Source organism: Vibrio sp. 1F279 (assembly GCF_041439815.1).
In the GTDB taxonomy this organism is placed as follows: Bacteria; Pseudomonadota; Gammaproteobacteria; order Enterobacterales; family Vibrionaceae; genus Vibrio; species Vibrio tasmaniensis_A.
Window position 1 is genome coordinate 27,200 of the sequence record NZ_JBGOOU010000022.1, and the last position, 19,190, is coordinate 46,389.

19 protein-coding genes and 1 pseudogene are annotated in these 19,190 nt (G+C 44.0%); 2 read left to right on the forward strand and 18 right to left on the reverse strand.

Annotated elements, in window-relative coordinates:
• Window positions 1-54 precede the first annotated feature (54 nt).
• The 4 genes from ACED60_RS15885 to ACED60_RS15900 form a co-directional block, all read right to left on the reverse strand.
• On the reverse strand, window positions 55-669 hold the full coding sequence (locus ACED60_RS15885) for a LysE family translocator (RefSeq protein WP_012604468.1): 615 nt from the start codon (window positions 667-669) through the stop codon (window positions 55-57).
• 97 nt (window positions 670-766) lie between these two features.
• On the reverse strand, window positions 767-1,099 hold the full coding sequence (locus tag ACED60_RS15890; protein ID WP_009847226.1) for a hypothetical protein: 333 nt from the start codon (window positions 1,097-1,099) through the stop codon (window positions 767-769).
• 136 nt (window positions 1,100-1,235) lie between these two features.
• Window positions 1,236-2,672, reverse strand: a complete 1,437-nt coding sequence (locus ACED60_RS15895; protein ID WP_371727963.1) for a lipopolysaccharide biosynthesis protein — start codon at window positions 2,670-2,672, stop codon at window positions 1,236-1,238.
• A 16-nt stretch (window positions 2,673-2,688) separates the two neighbouring features.
• Window positions 2,689-3,615 carry a glycosyltransferase family 2 protein gene (locus ACED60_RS15900; RefSeq protein ID WP_371727964.1) on the reverse strand — a complete coding sequence of 309 codons (927 nt, stop codon included), beginning with the start codon at window positions 3,613-3,615 and terminating at the stop codon, window positions 2,689-2,691.
• Between the two features lie 316 nt (window positions 3,616-3,931).
• On the opposite strand from ACED60_RS15900, the gene ACED60_RS15905 reads away from it, so the two are divergent.
• Window positions 3,932-5,080: a glycosyltransferase family 4 protein gene (locus ACED60_RS15905; protein WP_371727965.1), complete on the forward strand. Its 1,149-nt coding sequence runs from the start codon at window positions 3,932-3,934 to the stop codon at window positions 5,078-5,080.
• Window positions 5,081-5,274: 194 nt separating this feature from the next.
• Here ACED60_RS15905 and ACED60_RS15910 read toward each other — a convergent pair whose 3' ends face one another.
• The 5 genes from ACED60_RS15910 to ACED60_RS15930 form a co-directional block, all read right to left on the reverse strand.
• The gene (locus ACED60_RS15910; protein WP_371727966.1) at window positions 5,275-6,048 is read right to left on the reverse strand and encodes a viroplasmin family protein; all 774 of its coding nucleotides are present in this window, start codon (window positions 6,046-6,048) and stop codon (window positions 5,275-5,277) included.
• A gap of 84 nt (window positions 6,049-6,132) precedes the next feature.
• Entirely contained in the window at window positions 6,133-6,435 is a 303-nt protein-coding gene (locus ACED60_RS15915; protein ID WP_371727967.1) for an NIPSNAP family protein, read from the reverse strand.
• Window positions 6,436-6,497: 62 nt separating this feature from the next.
• Window positions 6,498-6,827: an AzlD domain-containing protein gene (locus ACED60_RS15920; RefSeq protein WP_371727968.1), complete on the reverse strand. Its 330-nt coding sequence runs from the start codon at window positions 6,825-6,827 to the stop codon at window positions 6,498-6,500.
• A 2-nt stretch (window positions 6,828-6,829) separates the two neighbouring features.
• On the reverse strand, window positions 6,830-7,558 hold the full coding sequence (locus ACED60_RS15925; RefSeq protein WP_371727969.1) for an AzlC family ABC transporter permease: 729 nt from the start codon (window positions 7,556-7,558) through the stop codon (window positions 6,830-6,832).
• A 104-nt stretch (window positions 7,559-7,662) separates the two neighbouring features.
• Window positions 7,663-8,496 carry an AraC family transcriptional regulator gene (locus ACED60_RS15930; protein ID WP_371727970.1) on the reverse strand — a complete coding sequence of 278 codons (834 nt, stop codon included), beginning with the start codon at window positions 8,494-8,496 and terminating at the stop codon, window positions 7,663-7,665.
• A gap of 471 nt (window positions 8,497-8,967) precedes the next feature.
• Between ACED60_RS15930 and ACED60_RS15935 the strand changes: the two genes are divergently transcribed.
• Window positions 8,968-9,288 carry a hypothetical protein gene (locus tag ACED60_RS15935; RefSeq protein WP_102257799.1) on the forward strand — a complete coding sequence of 107 codons (321 nt, stop codon included), beginning with the start codon at window positions 8,968-8,970 and terminating at the stop codon, window positions 9,286-9,288.
• A 133-nt stretch (window positions 9,289-9,421) separates the two neighbouring features.
• Here ACED60_RS15935 and ACED60_RS15940 read toward each other — a convergent pair.
• The 9 genes and pseudogenes from ACED60_RS15940 to ACED60_RS15980 form a co-directional block, all read right to left on the reverse strand.
• Window positions 9,422-9,535 (reverse strand): annotated as a pseudogene (locus tag ACED60_RS15940) (IS5/IS1182 family transposase); the annotation flags it as partial.
• 97 nt (window positions 9,536-9,632) lie between these two features.
• Window positions 9,633-10,844, reverse strand: coding sequence for an MFS transporter (locus tag ACED60_RS15945; RefSeq protein ID WP_135384727.1), 1,212 nt, complete (start codon window positions 10,842-10,844; stop codon window positions 9,633-9,635).
• Between the two features lie 77 nt (window positions 10,845-10,921).
• Window positions 10,922-11,626, reverse strand: coding sequence for a methyl-accepting chemotaxis protein (locus ACED60_RS15950; protein ID WP_371727971.1), 705 nt, complete (start codon window positions 11,624-11,626; stop codon window positions 10,922-10,924).
• Window positions 11,623-12,825 carry a HAMP domain-containing protein gene (locus ACED60_RS15955; protein WP_371727972.1) on the reverse strand — a complete coding sequence of 401 codons (1,203 nt, stop codon included), beginning with the start codon at window positions 12,823-12,825 and terminating at the stop codon, window positions 11,623-11,625. Before ACED60_RS15955 ends, ACED60_RS15950 begins: the two co-directional genes overlap by 4 nt.
• A 97-nt stretch (window positions 12,826-12,922) precedes the next feature.
• On the reverse strand, window positions 12,923-14,692 hold the full coding sequence (locus ACED60_RS15960; RefSeq protein ID WP_371727973.1) for an exo-alpha-sialidase: 1,770 nt from the start codon (window positions 14,690-14,692) through the stop codon (window positions 12,923-12,925).
• A 204-nt stretch (window positions 14,693-14,896) separates the two neighbouring features.
• Window positions 14,897-15,967 (reverse strand): YjhT family mutarotase, encoded by a 1,071-nt coding sequence (locus ACED60_RS15965; protein WP_102257795.1) that lies wholly within the window; start codon window positions 15,965-15,967, stop codon window positions 14,897-14,899.
• Window positions 15,968-15,982: 15 nt separating this feature from the next.
• Window positions 15,983-17,143: an N-acetylneuraminate epimerase gene (locus ACED60_RS15970; protein WP_102257794.1), complete on the reverse strand. Its 1,161-nt coding sequence runs from the start codon at window positions 17,141-17,143 to the stop codon at window positions 15,983-15,985.
• Between the two features lie 204 nt (window positions 17,144-17,347).
• A complete protein-coding gene (locus ACED60_RS15975; protein ID WP_102257793.1) occupies window positions 17,348-18,184 on the reverse strand; it encodes a MurR/RpiR family transcriptional regulator in 837 nt (278 codons plus the stop codon).
• Between the two features lie 112 nt (window positions 18,185-18,296).
• Window positions 18,297-19,187, reverse strand: a complete 891-nt coding sequence (locus ACED60_RS15980; RefSeq protein ID WP_102257792.1) for a dihydrodipicolinate synthase family protein — start codon at window positions 19,185-19,187, stop codon at window positions 18,297-18,299.
• Between the last annotated feature and the right edge of the window lie 3 nt (window positions 19,188-19,190).

The following is a 19,190-nucleotide window of genomic DNA, read 5'->3' on the forward strand; positions in this document are numbered from 1 at the left end:
TTCTTTAATGGCACCAAAACCATCGACAAATACAACTCACAAACCAGTCAATTCCTACTGACGACTCACCAATAAATTCGCACCAGACAAGGCAAGAAACACAGAACATGCTTTATTGAAACGCTTGGCCATCTGAGGTTTTGAAAACCAATGTCGTAGATATAAGCCAAAGGCGGCATAGATAGAAATTGCGAGCATTTCTAATACAAGAAACGTACTTCCCAAAACAAAGAATTGAGTATTTACGTTCGCAGAAACATCGACAAATTGAGGAAGGAATGCAGTGAAAATGAGTATCGCTTTTGGATTGCCCGCCGCGAGCGCGAACTCTTGTTTAACAAGACCAAACCAGTTCTTATTTCGCTCGATATCCGCGACCGGGCTGGCTTGAGATCGCCATAGGTTAAACGCGATCCACAACAGATACATTGCACCAAATAGTTTGATCAGGAAAAACAGCGTTTCAGAAGTATAAAGCACAACCGCTAAACCAGATGCAGCCAAAGCAATCATGCCGGAAAAAGCAAGGATTCTTCCTAGACCAGCGACAAAGGCGGCCTGAAATCCGTAACAACGGGCGTTGTTCATTGATAACAAATTGTTTGGGCCCGGTGTCATGTTGAGCGCGAAACAAGCGGGGATGAATAGCATTAACTTCCAGATTTCCATTTTTCGTCCTTGTTAAAAACTTCGTAAATATTTAATCAATGAACGAACGCAGAAAGCTCTGTATTTCCGCTTCACATGCCGCCATTTTAATTAATCATTACTCGACAATATAATGCTCCTCGTCTGGTTCAATCAAATTGTCTGCAATACCAATTTCGCCCGCGATGAAAATCGCACTCGCTATCGTTTCTAATGTTTTATTCGGCTCTCGATCCGGTACTTCGCCCACTTCAGGAACGGGCTGCGATCGCGAGATTGAATTACAAACGACACTTTCACAAACGATATTGTTTTGTTCTTGTCGAGAAACCTCAGGCGGCTTGAAACCCGATGAATTGAAGTCGGGAGTATCAACACTCTCGGTTGCAAAATGAGAATCACTGTATGAGGCAGCTGAAAACAGAGAGAGGAGCAGCATCCACTTATTCATATATCTTTCCATAGTTAGCATTCACTAGATTTATAAATACTATCTAATTAAAATAATTATGAACAGTGTTTTATTATCATTAATTCATATTTCCCTAGACGCTTATCAGAATATCCGCGCTCTGGGTGAAATCGGTTCAACTTACGTGGGAATGTTTGCCTAACGTGAGCTTATCGAGCAACGCTTGTGGAACAGGAATAACAGAGTATCGAACAAAGACGACTAACGTCACTATTGCCACAAAACTGCCTAAAACAAAGTCATGAACATCGACCAGCACCCAACCAAGAAGCCGGTCACTGGTAATCGCAAGTATGGCGATACTCACCGCAGCCATCCATTTACGATGATCGTAAGGCAAGTACTCCATTTTTTGGCTCACAATATAAAGCAGTGACAGCCTCACGGCATAAGTACCACAAAGCACCACTACCACGGCCCACACGCCATAAATCGGTGTCACAACAAAATAGCCAATGGTTGCTAAGATCGCACAACCACCCTGTATCCACATTTGCGACTGACTTGAGTCACCGCTAAAACAACCGAGGTTAAGGTAATCTCCTGCATTCTTAATCACGCCAATGGCCAAGAGTGCTACAACAATAGTACCTGCATATTGATAACTGCTGGGCAGAATCAAAGTAATAAAACCAGGTACAGTAAGGATCATCAAACAACCCAATACAATGGCCAGATTAACACCGACCAGCGCTCTGTCCGCACACTCTTTCTTGCCATTAGGTTGTTGCAACATGGCCACCCGGTTTGGAAACCACCACAAAGCATAAGGCTGCAGTAACAAGCCAAGCAGCAACGCAAACTTGCCACTGACCGCATAGATTGCAAGTTCTTCAACACCCACAAAGCTTGCCATCACCCAACGGTCTAGGCCTGTAATCATGTAAATAGAAGCACCACCGACTAACGTGGGCAATCCAAACTTTAGGATCTTAGCGGAGTATTTTAGGCTGCCAAATGAGCCCATCTCCTGCCATTGATAACGCAGTAAACACAGCATCAACAACACACTCGAAACAGCGGAAGAGATCAGAACACCATCAATGCCATATCCAGCCTCAAGCAACACAAAGGTCATTGCAGCTTGCACCGTTGCCTTCAATACATTTAGCATACAAAAGCGCTTAGCCATCGCATTCATTCGCATCAATGTTAGCGGGATAGAAATCGCACCATCTAACATGGTCGGTATTAGCAAAAGTAGGATTTGATAAGGTTGAAACTCGACGGGCAACATCAGTAACAACAACGGCATACTAAGAGCAATTAAAGCCCCTCCTAGCACACAGACCAAGACACTCAACGTGAAACAGTTCGAGACCAGCTTTCTTTTTTCTTCACCCTCAGCAACGCCAACATATCGATACATGGCTTCAACAATGCCAAAGCTAAATAATATCGTCCCGATGTCAGCCAACAAGACGATGGCTTCTAAAGAACCGTATTCAGCCAACGTCATCTTATGGGTGATATAGGGGATCATCACCAGCGAGATCCCTTTCATCATCACAATGCCAATGGCGTAATAGGCAGACTGTTTTAGTGACCCCATAGCAGACACCTATTCCTTACAATGCAGGTATTAGGAAACTCTTACAGTCTCCAAGAAGATGTCGTAACGTTCGTTTTTGCGGAGCCAAAACTAACGAGCGAATACTGTATGAAATGGCCAATCGGTTTTGTTGTAAGCCTCTGTAATAGTCAGCGTAGCCTTCCAGTATTCTCGCCTTTGCGATTTTGAAGCTAGAAGTGGGTAGATTCCATCGTTGACTGTCATTTTGGTAATGTTGAAGAATGGTTTCTATAGATTGCAAATTTCTCAATTTAAGACTTTCAGTTTGGGTTACTGAACTCGCTCTCATCAAGTAACCAACCTGCACCGAGTTCAACACACCGATCTGATGGTTTTCACTCATTCGAAGCCACAGTTCCCAATCTTCCCCATACTTGATGTCAGCATTGAAACTGTCTGTTTGAGAAAACACATCTGCTTTCACCATGACCGTTGATGTTCCAATCACATTGTTTTCAATGATGAACTCCAACGGGTTTTCGATATTGATGAACAGCTCGTCTTGATCTTGAAACTGCGACCAGTAACTAAAGCAGTCGACTATCACTTGGTAATCTTCCGTCAGGTGTTCGTAGTTAGTAAAGCTCATCGAGAGATCTGGGTAACGTTGATGAAATTCGAGTTGGCGCTCAATTTTTTCCGGAAACCAGAAGTCGTCCGCGTCTAAAAAAGCGATGTATTCTCCGGTCGCCTTTTCAATCCCTAGGTTTCTCGCTTGAGGCGCACCAACACCCAACGTAGATATGATTATAATGCGCTCGTCGTCTATCGAAGCGAGATACGTCGACGTTCCATCGTTGCTGTTATCGTCAATGACAATGAGCTCAACATCTTGATGAGTCTGCTTCAGTACGCTGCCAATTGCCTTCGGCAGGTAATCCAAACAATTGTAGGTAGGAATAACAACACTTACTTTAGCCATAATGACGCCCTCAGATTTATACGTTATATGGCTGACGTTGCATGTTCTATGCCGAGAGTGCTTTGCTACGAAATCACCTCTAGATCAGCCACCTACGCGTCCATTCTCAAAATGACGACAAAACACAGATGTCCAAAAAAACTGCAACTCCAATTTGATTATCAATTTGAGAAAACGAGCTACTTCTTAAGGGGTAACCTTCGAAAAGCAATCAGAAAGCCCTCCAAAGCTACGATTTGATCTTGGTTCGTATCTTGCTTTGTTGGTTATTACCTTGGCTTGATAGCTTTAGTCATATGGATTTGAGGAGTAAGGAATGAAGAAAGTAGCATTTGTGGCGCCAACCTACCCTGTACTCAGTGAGACCTTCATTCAAACAGAAGTCGACTCTGTGAAAGCGTGTGGGCACGATGTGTGTGTAATGACGTTCAAAATTGAAAACAACGAAAAACAGTTCGACTACGACATTGTCGAAATAGGCAAAAATGTTCGGATGGGTAAAGTCGCCAGCATTAACTGGATAGGTTTCATCAAGGCTGTCTCATTTATTTCTAAGCAAACCAGCATGCCCAAAAAGTCATTGTTCGCTTATGGGTTTAAATTAGCGCTGCAACTCGCGGAAAACGACGCCGAACACGTTCATGCGCATTTCTGTCAGCACACCACAGCTCACGCCATCGTCGCGGCAAAGCTGCTGAATATCACCTGTTCGTTCGTTGCTCACGGTCATGATGTTTACGAGTTCGCTTATGACATTGAACATAAGATTTCATCGAGTGATTTTGTGGTTGCAGTGTGTAAAGACATGCTCGCTGACTTCAACACCATGGCGAAAGGAAACATTAAACTCCTGCACTGCGGAGTTAATACCAAACAATTCCAACTCAACCCAAAAGCCGAAACGAAACAACTTCGCTTTGTTTTCCTTGGCCGATTAGTGGAGCAAAAAGGCATCCACCATCTTATTGATGCATTGGCGCCGATTGCCGAACCTCTCGACATTCATCTCGATATCATCGGTACGGGCGATTTAGAGCAACAATTAAAATTGCAGGTCAAAGAGCAAGAACTCACTCGAAACGTGACCTTTCTTGGCGCTAAACCTCACGAGTGGGTGAAAGAGAAACTATCGAACTATGACAGCCTAATCGCGCCCTTCTGTTTTTCCGAAACTGGGTGTGTGGATACAGGACCACTGGTTTTAAAAGAAGCGATGGCCGTGGGAACACCCGTCATTACCACCAACATCATGGGATGCAAAGAGATCGTCTCACCAGAGACGGGGTTTGTAGTCAGCGAAAAAAACGTTGAGGAATTAAGAGAAGCGATTGAGCGTTTTGCACAGCTAAGCAGTAACGATAAAACATCGATGGGGTTAAAGGCACGTGAGAGAGTGAAAGACAGTTTTAATTCGATCAAACAAGCTCAGCAATTATCTCGTTGGATAGAGAACCCGGCTCAATAAGGACTAACTCAGACAGCTAAGCATCATACTAACTACTCAGCACCATTAAAAACTAAGCACCATAAGAAAACGGAGCACCACAAAAACAAAAGAGCGCTACATTGATTTGAAATGTAACGCTCAACTTAGCACAGCCTAATGATGGCAACTTATGCTTTCAGTAACTTTCATTAGCTTTTCATTAAGAAGCCTAGCTAGCCTGCTCGCAGCGCCAAAATAGACTCAAGATCTTCGATGTCACGATATTGAGCTAGCTCCTGCTCTTTCGATGAAATAGCCACAATCGACATTCTATCGGCCAATTCGTTACCTTCAATGCCAACGTGTCCGTTCACATGGTAGATGGTAATTTTTGAAGCCAGTTCTTGGTAGAGAGCATACGCAGGCTTAATAATATCGAGGTTTTTGATCTCGCCACCCGACTTAGTCCAGCCCTTTTTCTCCCAGCCCGTTGCCCACTTAGTAATACAATCAATTGAGTACTTAGAGTCACAATAAATCGCAACAGAGAGGCCTGCGTTTAACTTCTCTTTCGCGAGAATAAACGCTTGCTTAAGCCCATGTAACTCGGCGGTATTATTGGTACCAACAGGTTGATACAAGCCATACCATAATTCGGTTAATTGGTTGTTTTGGTATACCGCTAAACCCGTCCCCGCTTCACCAGGGTTTGGTTCACACGCACCATCGGTAAAGATCTTGATATCAAAATGCATATCTGTGATTTGCTGCTCCGAAAGAGGCGGCACCTTAGCTTTCGTCGACTTACCCGCAGAGCTTGGCTTTGTCGCAGTAGAACCTGACGCAGACGACGTTTTACCACCGAAAGCAGACTCAGCCTCGCCTAGTGTTGGAAACGATTTATATCTCGCCCCAGCAAAGCCATCAACTTGGGATTTACACTCGTTCCAAGTGGTAAAAATACCCGGTGTGCGACCTTTCCAAACCACATAATATTTCTTAGCCAAACTAACTCCTTACCAAAACCTAAACACACAAACAGTGAATCAGTACATTAGATGCCACCACGCTATACGTTGCAAGGTCTATCACTATAAAACAGGTCTAAAAAAGCTGCGTTCATAACTCACGATGCAATCAACTTCGTCTGCAAATTCAAACGCTTTAATACACTCAGCATCGTTCAACGATTTAATCCGATATTCTTCATAGGCAGCCAAACTTTCAAAGGTAAACAGCGCCAAGGCAATATTGTTCGCCCCTTCCGACGGTAAGAAATAACCATTGTGTTGACCTCCGAATTTAGCGACCAGAGGAATCCACATTTTTGCGTATGCCTCAAACTCATTTACCTTTTTAGGATCAATCACATATCGAACATAACAAGTAATCATATTTATACAGCCCTTAAATAATAGGAGAAACACAAAGCCTAAGTTGACATTGAAGTTGAAGCTCACGAGAAAAGGAAATCAACCGCGACAAGGTTATAGAACAAAAACACCGCCATACTGACACCGATCGTAAGTAGCACATTGCCTGTTTTCCAAATCAGCAAGCCAGTCACAAGTGCGCCTATCAAGTAAGGGTTTTCAAAGCTTGGCCAAAATACTTGTTCAGGAGCGAATACAATCGGCCCCCAAATTGCGGTAAGCACAGCTGGGCTTGAATAGCGCAATAGACGACGCGTGGTTTGATTTAATCGAAGCGGGATTGCAGGCTCTAGAAACAGATACCGACTAAAGAAAACAATCGCTGTCATAAGTAATATCGTTAGCCAGATCATCTCTATTCCCCTTCCACAATTGTCTTGTTGCCGTTGTTTCGCTCTTGGAACGATTCGCTGATAAAGCCCGCTAACATACCGGCAATCGCTGCAATCATTAGCCCACCCTCAATATTGTTAACCGACATGGCAACCGAAGTGACCAGTGAAACGACAACACACACCACGACAGGCAAAGTACGAATTAACGGAAACACCAAAGCGATAAAGGTTGCTGCAACCGCGAAGTCGAGCCCAATCTCGTTAAGTGATGGAATTTGACTACCTGCGACAATGCCGACAAAACTCGCAATATTCCAAACAAGATAAAAACCACCCCCGACCCCTGCTGCATACCAGCGGTTAAACTCTTGCTGAGATTGGCCACTACAAATCGCGAACAGTTCATCCGTCAGCCAAAATCCAAGCAATAAACGCCAACGAGCAGGAAGGTGGCTGATTTTGTCACGCATCGATACGCTGTATAAAAAGTGTCTTGAAGTAATAAAGAACGTGGTCAACAACATAGTCCCTAACCCAATGCCCGATTTGAACATCCCTGCGGCGACAAGTTGCGCCGAGCCCGCAAATAAAATAGCCGACATCGCTTGCGCTTGAAGCTGATTCAATCCGGCATCTATCGCATATGAACCAGCTAATATACCCCACGGTATTACCGCAATACTCAAGGGCATCGCAGCCAAAACACCTTTCCATAACTGTGTTCGTCTATCCATTGTTTCACTATCCATATCATTCTTTTCTCTCTTCACATTCGCTATTCAATGTAAGAAGAGGGGAGTCGGTTCGATTGTACAAACTTGCTCGATTTCGCGAACGAATTAATGCGTCCGATTTAGAGCATTTTGATGTATTGCCCCGGCGTGTAACCATTGGCCTTTTTGAAATGTCGATGAAAATGGCTTTGATCATGAAAGCCACACTCTTGCGCGGTATCTGAAATCGTATACCCTTGCTTCAATAACTTACGCGATAACCTCAATCTAGATTGGATCTGATACGCATGCGGCGGAAGGCCGAACTCTTTTTGAAAAGAACGCACTAAGTGAAACGGGCTCAAAGCCGCTAACTTAGATAGTTCCTCTAGCGACACATCGGCCTGTGGGAAATCATCTAAAAACTCTTTCACCAACACAAGCTGGCGCTGAGTTTTCCCGTCTAGTAGAGGGGTAAGCGGCGATTTTCCATGTCGGCTAATCAGCTTAACCAACATCCCGTACATCAATGTTTCTCTTAACAAACGATTGTCGGATTCATCAATCGTGTTGAAGACCAACCTCAATTGATTGGCGAGTTCAGGGTCTTCAACCACCGCTCTTGGGAAGTAAGGCGCACCGTAGTTCGGTAGGTTAAGCTCTTGAGTGATCTTTGCAAGTTGCTCTGGGAGAGGATACATGGCTCGATATGCCCAACCACCTTCAGTGGCAGAGTGACCGCTATGAACTTCGTCGGCATTGACCAGGATAATCGCATCTTGTGGTGCAATATGATGCCCGCCCGTTCGATAGAAACGCTGAGCGCCCTGCTCAATAACCCCAAGCGTGTAACCCTCATGGCTATGGCGTGAGAAGTTCTGCTTTTCGTATTCAGCATCAAGGATTTCAAGGCCACCGAGCTCTTCCGTTATCTTATATTCGGCCTTTTCTTTAGAGCGCTTCTTGTTCTCCATAACAATTCCCAAGCCTGTTAATTATCGAGCGACTTATCAGTCTACTCTATAGTCTCTTTCAGCTTTTGTACAAAATTGCGCTTTTGTTTATTAATTCCGTTTTTGTCGTTGCCTTAATAACGCTTTCTAACTGGGAGGAAAGTCTTGGTATGAAAAGGGCGATAAATTAACCATACATGCCAACGCGCTCTTCAAATCATCAGCAATCTGGCTGATACATCATCAAAAAACGCGAATCCTTTTCTTTTTCTTAAACAAGCCAACACCCTAATTATGAAAAACTTAGATTTCGAAAATTGCAAACCTAGAGTGTTAATTAGCATCAAACACAGAAATTAAGAGTGATAATCACTCCCATTCCTTTAAATCAATATGAACCCCACAACATGCGCACGCATACGCACATTTAAGATTAGAGTTTTAGCTCTTTTATATAAGCCATACAATTGAAAAAAAAGGAGAAACAAGACGATGATCACATTTACAACCGAATCAATTGAGTCAATTTGCAATTTACTGAGACATGAAACATTTCCGAATAAAACGACATACCAGCTAAATGATGGAATTCACTTACGAACTGTTTCTAACTTTATTGCTGATGAACAGCACTTTGAGGTCAATGGCATGAGCTCTTCCGTGATTGTTGGTTATAAGCTACAGCTTAAATCTGGAGAAGATATTTACTTACAACTTAAAGATGACGAGCTCATTTTGAAAGAAACCAAAATACCAGCAAAATCAAATCAAGACTATGGCATCGACGGCGCTGTATCGGATTTTATGTTTTAAATACTCTCGCGTAACTTATCTGCTTGGATGAGCCTCTGGATTAACAATTGGCTCAATAAAATATATGCCAGTGACACCCAACGTTGTTGCGCAACTCACTTTAGAGACAGAGTCGCTATGCTTCGAGTGATTCTTAATCAATACGACAAGTTTCAGGTATTCCTAACCCAGTAAGTTTGTTCAACACTTTTATCATCACGCAAGTTTCTTCCACCTGTGCGTTGTAATGTCTTAAGCTTAATCGCTCCATAGCAACTATTTTAAGGCGATAGGCTTAACTAAGCTCATCTGGCTGAGGGTTAGCCGGCGATTTTCCATGTCGGCATATACTCTATCGCCTCCTTTTACTGCGCATCATTTGCCATTGCAGGGGGTGTTGCGCTGGCTTTGATTTTCAAATACTGCCCAGTTAATACATAGGCGATGCCCAGTAACAACAGTACCGATACAATCGGTATATTAAGCCCTATCGAAGAATACAAGATTCCCAACACAATATTAATCAACGCAGCCAAAATGTTAGAGAGAAACAAAACAGCATAGACATTTTTCATCTCATTGTTTCCCCAGTAATAGCCCACTGTCGACGCGTATAACACCAAGACACCACCGTAGTTAAAACCAGTGACTACAGCCAAAAACGCCGTCCCAAAATTTGATTGCAATAGCAAAGGACTAATAGAAAGTACCAGTGCCTGAATAAACAAATTTAACTTAATGGCCTTACTAGGAAGCCACTTATCGCTCAGATAACCCCAAACGACACGCCCCACGGCATTGCTTAAGGCAAACATAGCAACAGCAGAGATGATCAGTTCTATTCCATAATCATTACTTAAAAGGGCAAGCTTACTATTAATAAAAAACCCTGCAGTTAAACCTGCTGTCATGGCAAAAAACAACGTTTGGAACAACCGTCCTTGAACAACGGAAATTAGGCGCACCTTCCCGGTTGATCCTGAAGCCATGATTGCGGGGTAGGACATGAACAACCCAGAAAAAATAGCAATGAAAATGTAACCTACACCAACACCGCCAAGTAACTCATATGGAGACACTCCAGCAGTAAGAAAATACTGCGCGAGTTGACTCACCAATGCCGCCCCACCAGCAAACCCTGCAACGGCAAGACCAGTAACGAGCCCACGCTGTTCTGGATACCAAGCGACCCCTACAGTAATTGGAATCAAATAAGCGATCCCGACGCCTAAGCCACTTAACACTCCTACGCCCGCTAGAATGTAGTAGAAATTGTGAGCACCCAAACTCGCAAGCATCCAGCCGCATCCGAATAGAGCCCCACCTAATATTGCGCATTGTCTAGGGCCAAAGCGATCAATCAGCTTACTGGCAAAAAGCAGCATAATTGGGAACACAACGTAAAATAGGTTAAAAGGGGCTGAGGCTAACGCGGCAGGCACATCGTATTGCTTAATGAATACGGCATCATAGACAGACCATGAGTACGTTCCTCCCAAACAAGCTTGTAGTAATACCACAAAAAATAGAATGACTTGTTTCGGCACATTGAAAGAAAAAGAGAATTTTTGGTACATAGCTATTCAGTCCTCAAGCGGCAAAGCTAATCATGCCTAACCTATAGAATTATTTATTTTTCTTACATGAATCCGTTTCATACACGAAATTTCCGCACCACGTTTTTCAACTTTTCATTGGAACCCAGTAAATTGCCAATGTTAGATTGTGTAGCCTTAGCACTCACGATAAGTTCGCCAGCGATGAGGTTAATGGTACTAATGTTGCCGTTAATCTCCTCTGCTACAAGGCTTTGCTGTTGCGAGGCAACCGCCACCTGCGAGGTTAAACTAGCAACGTTATTTACCGAATGTTCCATCGACACCAAACGTTGAGATATTTTAGCTGTTCGCTCTACAGTAGAACGACTTGCTTCACTCGTTTTGCCCATACTATTGGCCACTCCAAGCGAAAGGGACGTTAACTCTGACAGCATCGCATCTATTTCATTGGTACTTGTTTGAGTACGAGCCGCCAATGCCCTGACTTCATCAGCGACAACCGCAAAACCTCTTCCTTGCTCCCCAGCCCTTGCCGCCTCAATCGCGGCATTAAGTGCCAATAAATTGGTTTGCTCTGCAACGCCACCGATCACGGTTAATACCTCGTTGATTCGAGATGCTCCATCACTCATTTGAGTCACGCGCTCAGCCATTACCTCAAATTGATCAACGAAAGCTTCAACACAAATCACCGCTTCACCAACCACCTGTTGCGATTGCGTCATGTCACCGATGACGGTCTGAGTAAACTCCGATGCGGAAACCGTGCTTTGTGCGACCGATTCAGAAGAAGCCGTCATTTAGTCATGGCGGTCACCACTTGTTCCGTTTCTAACGCATGGCTATTGAGCTTATTCAGGTTTGAGTCCGCTTGATCGTGTACAAGATTAAGAGAGTGTGTAATTTGATCTGATGACTCCGAGACCTCTTTCATCATCAATTGCAGATTAGAAATAAACTCGTTGATGGCCTTCGCTATTTGCCCTAAGTCATCATTATTTTTTACAGGTAATCTCTGAGTGAGGTCACAATCCCCGGACGACAGGCTAATCACGACTTTTTTAAGTGCGACAATGGGACGGAACAAATACCCTAGAGTTGCAATTAAAATCATGGCTGCAATAACGACAGAAACCCCTCCCCCAATCAATAACTGCTGCCAAGCATCTTTCAACGCTTCATCAATAATTTGTTCATTAGCTTCTAGTGTAAGGTGCCACTTTTGTTCACCAAGCACTCTAAAGCTTTGAGATAAGAAAAGGGATACATTGTCGTCTTTGGTGTATTTAAACACCCCCTGTAATTGTTCCAGAAAGCGGTCACCAATAGCATCCGCAACGAACCTATTTTGCAGTGACTGCCCTAGAATGTCAGACGAAGACGTTGAAAATAAAACCTGCTGCTGTTGGTTATAGATGGTTTCTTCTGCCGTCTCGATATTGGATTTTTTAAGAAATGTACTAAAACGTTCTAAGTGTATATTTAGCGTCAGCACGCCGTATTTGACTGGAGCTGCAATACTGACCGTCGATTTTCCCGTTTTCGGATCTTGATAAAAATCGGTCACGCTGGTTTGTTTCGTTTCCATCACAAGAGTAAACCATTGCGTCTTACGCGGGTCGCTCTCGGTCACGTCTAACATGCCATTTTTTGCAGAAAACCCAGTGCCATCAACAAACGCGATAACCACATCGTCCACGCTGTCTGTTTCTGCCATTAAGCCTAACGCTGTCACCATCTCTTTGGTGCTGCGCCTTGTTTGGAAGTACTCTGCCGAACGTTCCAAATTACCAACATTAGACGCAAGCCATTGCTCTATCTTGTAAGACTCTAAGCTCAAGCCCAGCTCTATTTTCTCAATCAGATTTTTCTCTAAATCTTGCTGGTATTTACTAAACAAAACCATATTGCTAACCGCAATACCGGCCACCATTAACATGATGGATCCAATGATTATTTTTTGCTTAAACCCGATATTGTTCATCCATGTAGAAAACACTCTCTCCCCCTTATCCAAAGTTATAGTTAATGAAAACATCTCATTGAATTAATACGCCAGAGCCCTAGCGTAAATAAGGCTCTGGCATCTGTTCCAATCAATTGACGCTATTAATGTCCATCACCATCACTCGAATTTCAGTGCTCGATTTAGCTTCATAAATAACCCCCAAGTCTTCGTTGCCTGCCGCTCCTTTATTTGGAAGAATAACAATGTCTGAATAAGCGCTGTACCCATCACGAAATTGGGTTCTGTGAGTAAAATTGTACACACCACTGCCATTATCCGTCGCACTCCAAATAGCCAAATCATTGCGATCTGAACTGACTGCGCCGTTGCCTTGTGGACCAGACATCAGTATGCGGTCGTTGCCGTATCTCACTAGACCAATGTCAACTTGATCAAGTTTAAAAAATAAAGCGCCATTCACTGAGTTTCTGGTTTCTTCAATCACTTTCCAGCTAATACCGTTATCTTCGCTGATATAGTGATAGCGATTAAAGTTACCCGTTCCTGTTACTCCATCGTTACGAGCTGAAAGTAAAATGCGTCCATCGTTAAGCTGAGCCATATCGGCTTCACTTGGTTCTTGGGCGTAGGTCGGTGTTTGTTGGCCTGCCTGCCACGAAACCCCATGATCATCGCTGTAAATAGAAACAACCGACAATTGTTCAAACGCATCTAGAACAATTGCAGGGAAAATCAAACGACCCGAATTCAGTTGAATCCCTTGGCCCGGGCCTGCATTAATACTCTTCCAACCTGGGTCACCATGCCCACCATTGGCCCCAGTCTTAGCCCAACCTTGTTCCGCAGGATGGTTAATCACACTACCGTCGACTCGGCGCATTAAAGAAGCATCAAACTGAGCCACTGCAGTGTTAGCAATAGAAAAGTCGATGGTTTTATAAGCTGAACTGCCCGAAGTCGACGAGCACCCATTACCCCACGTGACCGTTTTACCGCTATGAGACTGACCGCTCCAACCACTCGCAATCAGCGTCCCATCGACGTAAAAGCTCGCACTACTGCCACTACCGACAATTTGATAATCATGGTAGCCACCAATATCAAAATTAAGTGGGTATTCGATGTTGCTCCCATTTCCATATAAAACCGCTTTGACTGATTTATCATCATTTACGACCAAATCAACAAGGTAACGAGTATTGCCATCACCATAATATTGGACGTTACATGCTCCATTCGCGACTCTAGAGTTCCAATCGAGTTGCCAACCGGAGGCTGCTGCCTGCGCTACTTGGCTAGCGCTTGGTGTATAAGACCATGTGGCTCTGCCGTTATGAGTCGAATCACCATTTGCAAACCAGTTCACATCGCGGACTTGATCTAAAACATCCGTTTCTGTCGACCACGTTTGTCCATTGTCGTCACTGGTTTTGAACAATAGCTTATGGTTTGGATCATCAAATGGAACACAACTGCCGTTTTGGGCACAATCTATGTCCCACTTCGTATAAAAGACGAATATTCTGCCATTACTGGCATCTAACATCGGGCGAGGGTCAGAGTATGCCTCGGCTGAATTTTCTTGGATCACTTGGTACGCAGACCATGTCTGGCCATTATCTGTCGAACGACGGCTCTTTATACTTGTTGGAGCACCATTTCCGGGATCTCCGGATGTTCCTCTTCCTTCCGCAAAAGCGACTAAAGACCCATCGGCCGCGACGACCATAGACGGAATACGATAATGGCTACTGCCACCTTCTCCACCTTTAAAAACGATGGTATCGCGAATGTTAGGAGCAACGGCGTTAGCTTGAAAAGTTACGAGTAAGGATGAAGCAATTGCAACGCTCGCTAACAGGTTAATTCCTTTTAAACAATGTTCTCTATTTTTCACTTTAATTCTCCTTAAATAGAACGGAGAACAACAAGCACCAACTGCTGATGTTTACTATCAATAGACAATAACCTCAGAGGCTTCACGCCTCTGAGGTAAACCATCAAAGTGTTTGCTGTTCAATTGGTCCTAAATCAAACCGAACCCATTAAATAACGTTTAGGGTCGGCTCTTTACGCGTAAGTCACCTATAGGGGGAGCGGCTTATGCGTGCCAATTAATCAAATAACAACTTTGTAGTCCTTGTCCTTTTGCGTTTTCACCTCCAATGATAATTAGACCTTGTTCACTGGAAATCGAGATGCCATAAGCTTGGCCTGTGGGCAGTTCACCTACCCGCCGCCATTGTTGCTCCTGTAAACACCAAACATCACCAGCATAATGCTTGCTTAACCCTTGATGGGTATACCACTGCTTTTCTCTCGCTTTCTTCTGGCTACCGATGAAAAATGCGCCTCCGGCAACCAAATACTGGCCTTTCACCAGCCCGGCATACGCGCCGGCTAAACCTTCATGCTCTTGGGGGGAATCTTGAATGCTCGGCAACGTAGTGCTCTTCACTTCTTCTATGGACAAAAAAGTAAATTGTTTTACTTGGGTACTGCGCAGCCCAGGTTTGATTTCTCCGTCTACCAACACCACCTGATTGTCATCTTGTATTAGGCTCGCACCACAGTTAGCTGGAAATGGATTTTCTGTTAGGATTCGCCATTGCAACGTTTCGCAATCGAACAACCAAATGTCCTGATTCCAACCGTACTGATCCGGTAGCATCGACATAAATTCAACCAAAGCGGCTTGATGTTTTTCGGGTTCAAGCGCTGAGTCTATCTTGCTTAGCTTCGCTAGAAAGTCATCAAATAAGGGCTTGTTATATCCTCCCCAAAACGCGATTTTTCCAGGTGCGATTTCACAACCGCTAGCACCGAGTAAACCGACTGGGATCTCCGATTCGACCGTTTGCCATTCGTCGTTTTCAATATCAAACCAGTGAATATCCGTAAGCACTTGGACGCTCTCACAACCTTCCTGTAATCCGGCGCCAGAGAACACCCAAATGGCACTACCACTCGCGACCATGACGGCATCATTCCTAACCACACCAGTAAACGCTGCCATCAATTTCCAACCACGTTCAGTTGCGTTCAAATCTAGACTATAAAACTGCGTTCCTGCACTGCCCAACCCTACGAAGATTCGGTCGCCAATTCGAGCACCGACAGCGTTTTTAATTTCAACGGGAAAGTCAGGATACGTAACGATAGAAAATGACATACTTAACCCCGTAAATTAATGAGTGACTTGAACAGCTTTGCCGTCCCAAGAAAGCAAATACACTTCTTTACGTGCCGCACGCTTACTATCTTCTCCGCCAATCACCAATACACCCTCATCAGTGGTAAAAGAAGCCCCATAAGCCAGGCCATATGGTAAATCGGTAGATTGCGCCCAAAGCCCATTTTTCAACACATACGTTTCAGGATTAAACGCTTTACCAAAACCGTTATGCGCAAACATTTTCCCTTGTTCGAATGCCCCTTTCGCGCCATGGAAGTTAGCGCCACCCGCCACGATCACAACACCGTTACTTTCTCCGGCGAACGCGCCTGCAACGCCTTCTTGAGTCTGTTGGTTTGATGGCTTAGGCAAGTCATGTAAGCTCATCCAAGGTTGAGACGCACCAAAAGCAAACTGCTTCACTTCAGAAGTTCTTAGTCCTGGCTTTATCTCACCGCTCACCAACGTCGCCTTAGCACCTTGCTTAACCAAAGCGGAACCACAGTTAGGCAGGTAAGGAGAAGAGCCTAACTCTTTCCATGTCCCGGTTTCAGGTGTATAGCTAACAACGTTTGAATTCCATTTGTAATCTAGTGGCTTCATTCCCATGTAGTCATCGACTATTTTTTGCCATTTTTCAGGCTGATCTTTTCTGCTTGTCGTATTAATGTCTGCCAAGTATTTATCAAAGTAACCTTTGTTATAGCCGCCAAAAAACAGCACTTGTTTGTTATCAGGCGAATACGAAGCCGCCCCGAGTAACCCTACTGGCGTCTGAGTATTCACACGGGCCCAAGTATTGTCGCCAGCGTCATAGCGGTAAACGGTATCAAAAAGGACAGGAGCCGCATCACTGGAATTGTTCTTACCAGAGCCACCAAAAACATAAATATTTTCACCAACGACACTTGCTGTTGCACCACTTCGCGCAGGCCCTGAGAAATCCGCTTTCTTTTGCCAGCCTTTCTTTACATACTCCAGATCCAACATGTAGAAGTCTTGCCCGGTAGACCCTAAGCCCACGTAAAGCTTGCTCCCTACTTGAGCGCTGATCCCGCTTTTCATACCAACAGGTAAATCAGGCCATTGGTCTTTTGCAAAAGACGCTGTACTAAGGCATACCGAAGCAGCCAAAAGTGGCATAACCAAGCGATTGAAGTGTCGTTTATTCATTATATTAATTTCCTTATTTGAATGGCTCTAATCAGTCATTCAGTTAATGAGAATACGTATGACTCTCTTGTTTATGATTCATACACAGTATTGATCGAAGGAAATTATTTTTATAAGATCAAGTTAACAAAAAAATTATTTTCATATAGAAATAAAATAAAAGCCTACGATTGCAGGCTTTGGGTAGAAATGAGTTTTAGCTTATTAAGTTGTCATAAGTGGCATGACAACTTCTGCTGTTTCCAAAACGGACTCTGAGTATTCTGGATAAATGTCGAGCAAGGTATTAACCAATACGTCAACGAGCAACAGAGCACCAACTTTAGAAGAAAACGCGCCTCCAGTCAGTGGGCCTTCAGGCCTTGCTGCCACTAACATTTCAGTAGATATGGCAGACAAAGGGCTGTGACTAATGTTCGTTAAGGAGACGACAGGAACTCCGCGCTTATACGCTTGCGTCGCCGCGTGGACTACCTCTTTGGTCGAACCGGAACTGGACACAGATATCCACAAATCACCTTCAGTACAACGAACTGCATTCATTGCGGCAAGGTGAGTGTCCTCATACATAGTGACTTTTTTACCAATTCTTAACAAACGAAAAGAAAGATATCGCCCTACAATACTCGATGCACCAACGCCAACACAGCTGATAAAACTAGAGTTATGAACAAGCGTACAGATCCTCTCTAACGATTTTCTGTCAATTAGCTTGGCGGTATCATTCAAACTTGCTACCGCATTCTGAGCGGAAACGTCGCAAATATCGCCTTCAATTTCTGGCGCATTTTGGCTAGCCGTTTGGCTTAAATCGATAGCCAACCCCATACGGAAGTCGGAATACCCTTTATATCCCATATCACGACACAGACGGACTACTGTCGCTTCACTGGTTTGAGTATTTTTGGCAAGTTCCGTGATTGTTTGAAATTGCACATCGTGTGCATTTTCAATAATGTAATTAGCCACAATAGTGAGTTTTTTACTCAAGGGTTCTATATTTGAACGCATTCTGACTAATAAATTTTTAGGCGTATTCACATTGGCCCCTTTAAATACTTAATGCTTGATCCAAAATAACAGACTCCATAAAACAATGACATAGCCCCCCACCTTAAAGCGCATTATAAGGGGGATTCCCCCCCTTTTATTGTTACAAGAAGTCAGCGTCTCGCATTTTTGCTACAACATCGGCTTTTTGTACTGCCGTTAACGGGCGAATTGGGGAGCGAGGATTACCGGCATCAATACCATGCAATTCCATCGCGGCTTTACCCGCTGCTACGCCGCCGTATTCTACCAACACACGAATAAGCGCAATTACTTTGTCCATTAACGCTGCGACTTGAACTTGATCGCCCTTGTTAAATGCTTCAATGATCTTCAAGTAAAGTGGTGCAGCGTAGTTATAAGTACTACCGACAGCACTCACAGCCCCAACAGCCAAACCAGCGGGCAAAAACTCATCAACACCAAACGGGATATCAAACTTACCATTGGCTACACGTACACAACGTTGATATTCATACAAATCGACGTTGTTAAATTTTGCACCCGATAAGTTAGGAATACGATCATCGGCTTGAATTAGAAACTGTTCCAAATCGACATTTACGCCAGACATACCAGAGTGGTAATAATAAAATCCTTTTGAAGGCGCGGCGGCCGCAACTTGCGCACAGTATTCGACCAAATCTTCAACATTGCCTGGTTTAAAGAAACACGGACCAATAGCCGATGTCGCGAGAATATCCAAACCCTCTGCGTGGCGAGTAAGCTCTAACGTATCAATAATACTTAGCGCACCAGTATGAATAATGAGATCTAATTTACCAGCAGCAGCCTTAACCCAATGCTGCGCGATTGCTTTACGTTCTTCAACCGAGCAATGAATCCCCTCACCCGTTGTTCCACACACGTAAGCGCCCGTTACTCCTTGATCAACTAACAGTTCTGCAATTTGGTCAATCGCACCAAAATTGACTCTGTTAGCGGCATCAAACGGTGTGTGTGGCGCTGCAATTAGTCCAGATAACTTTTTCATCTT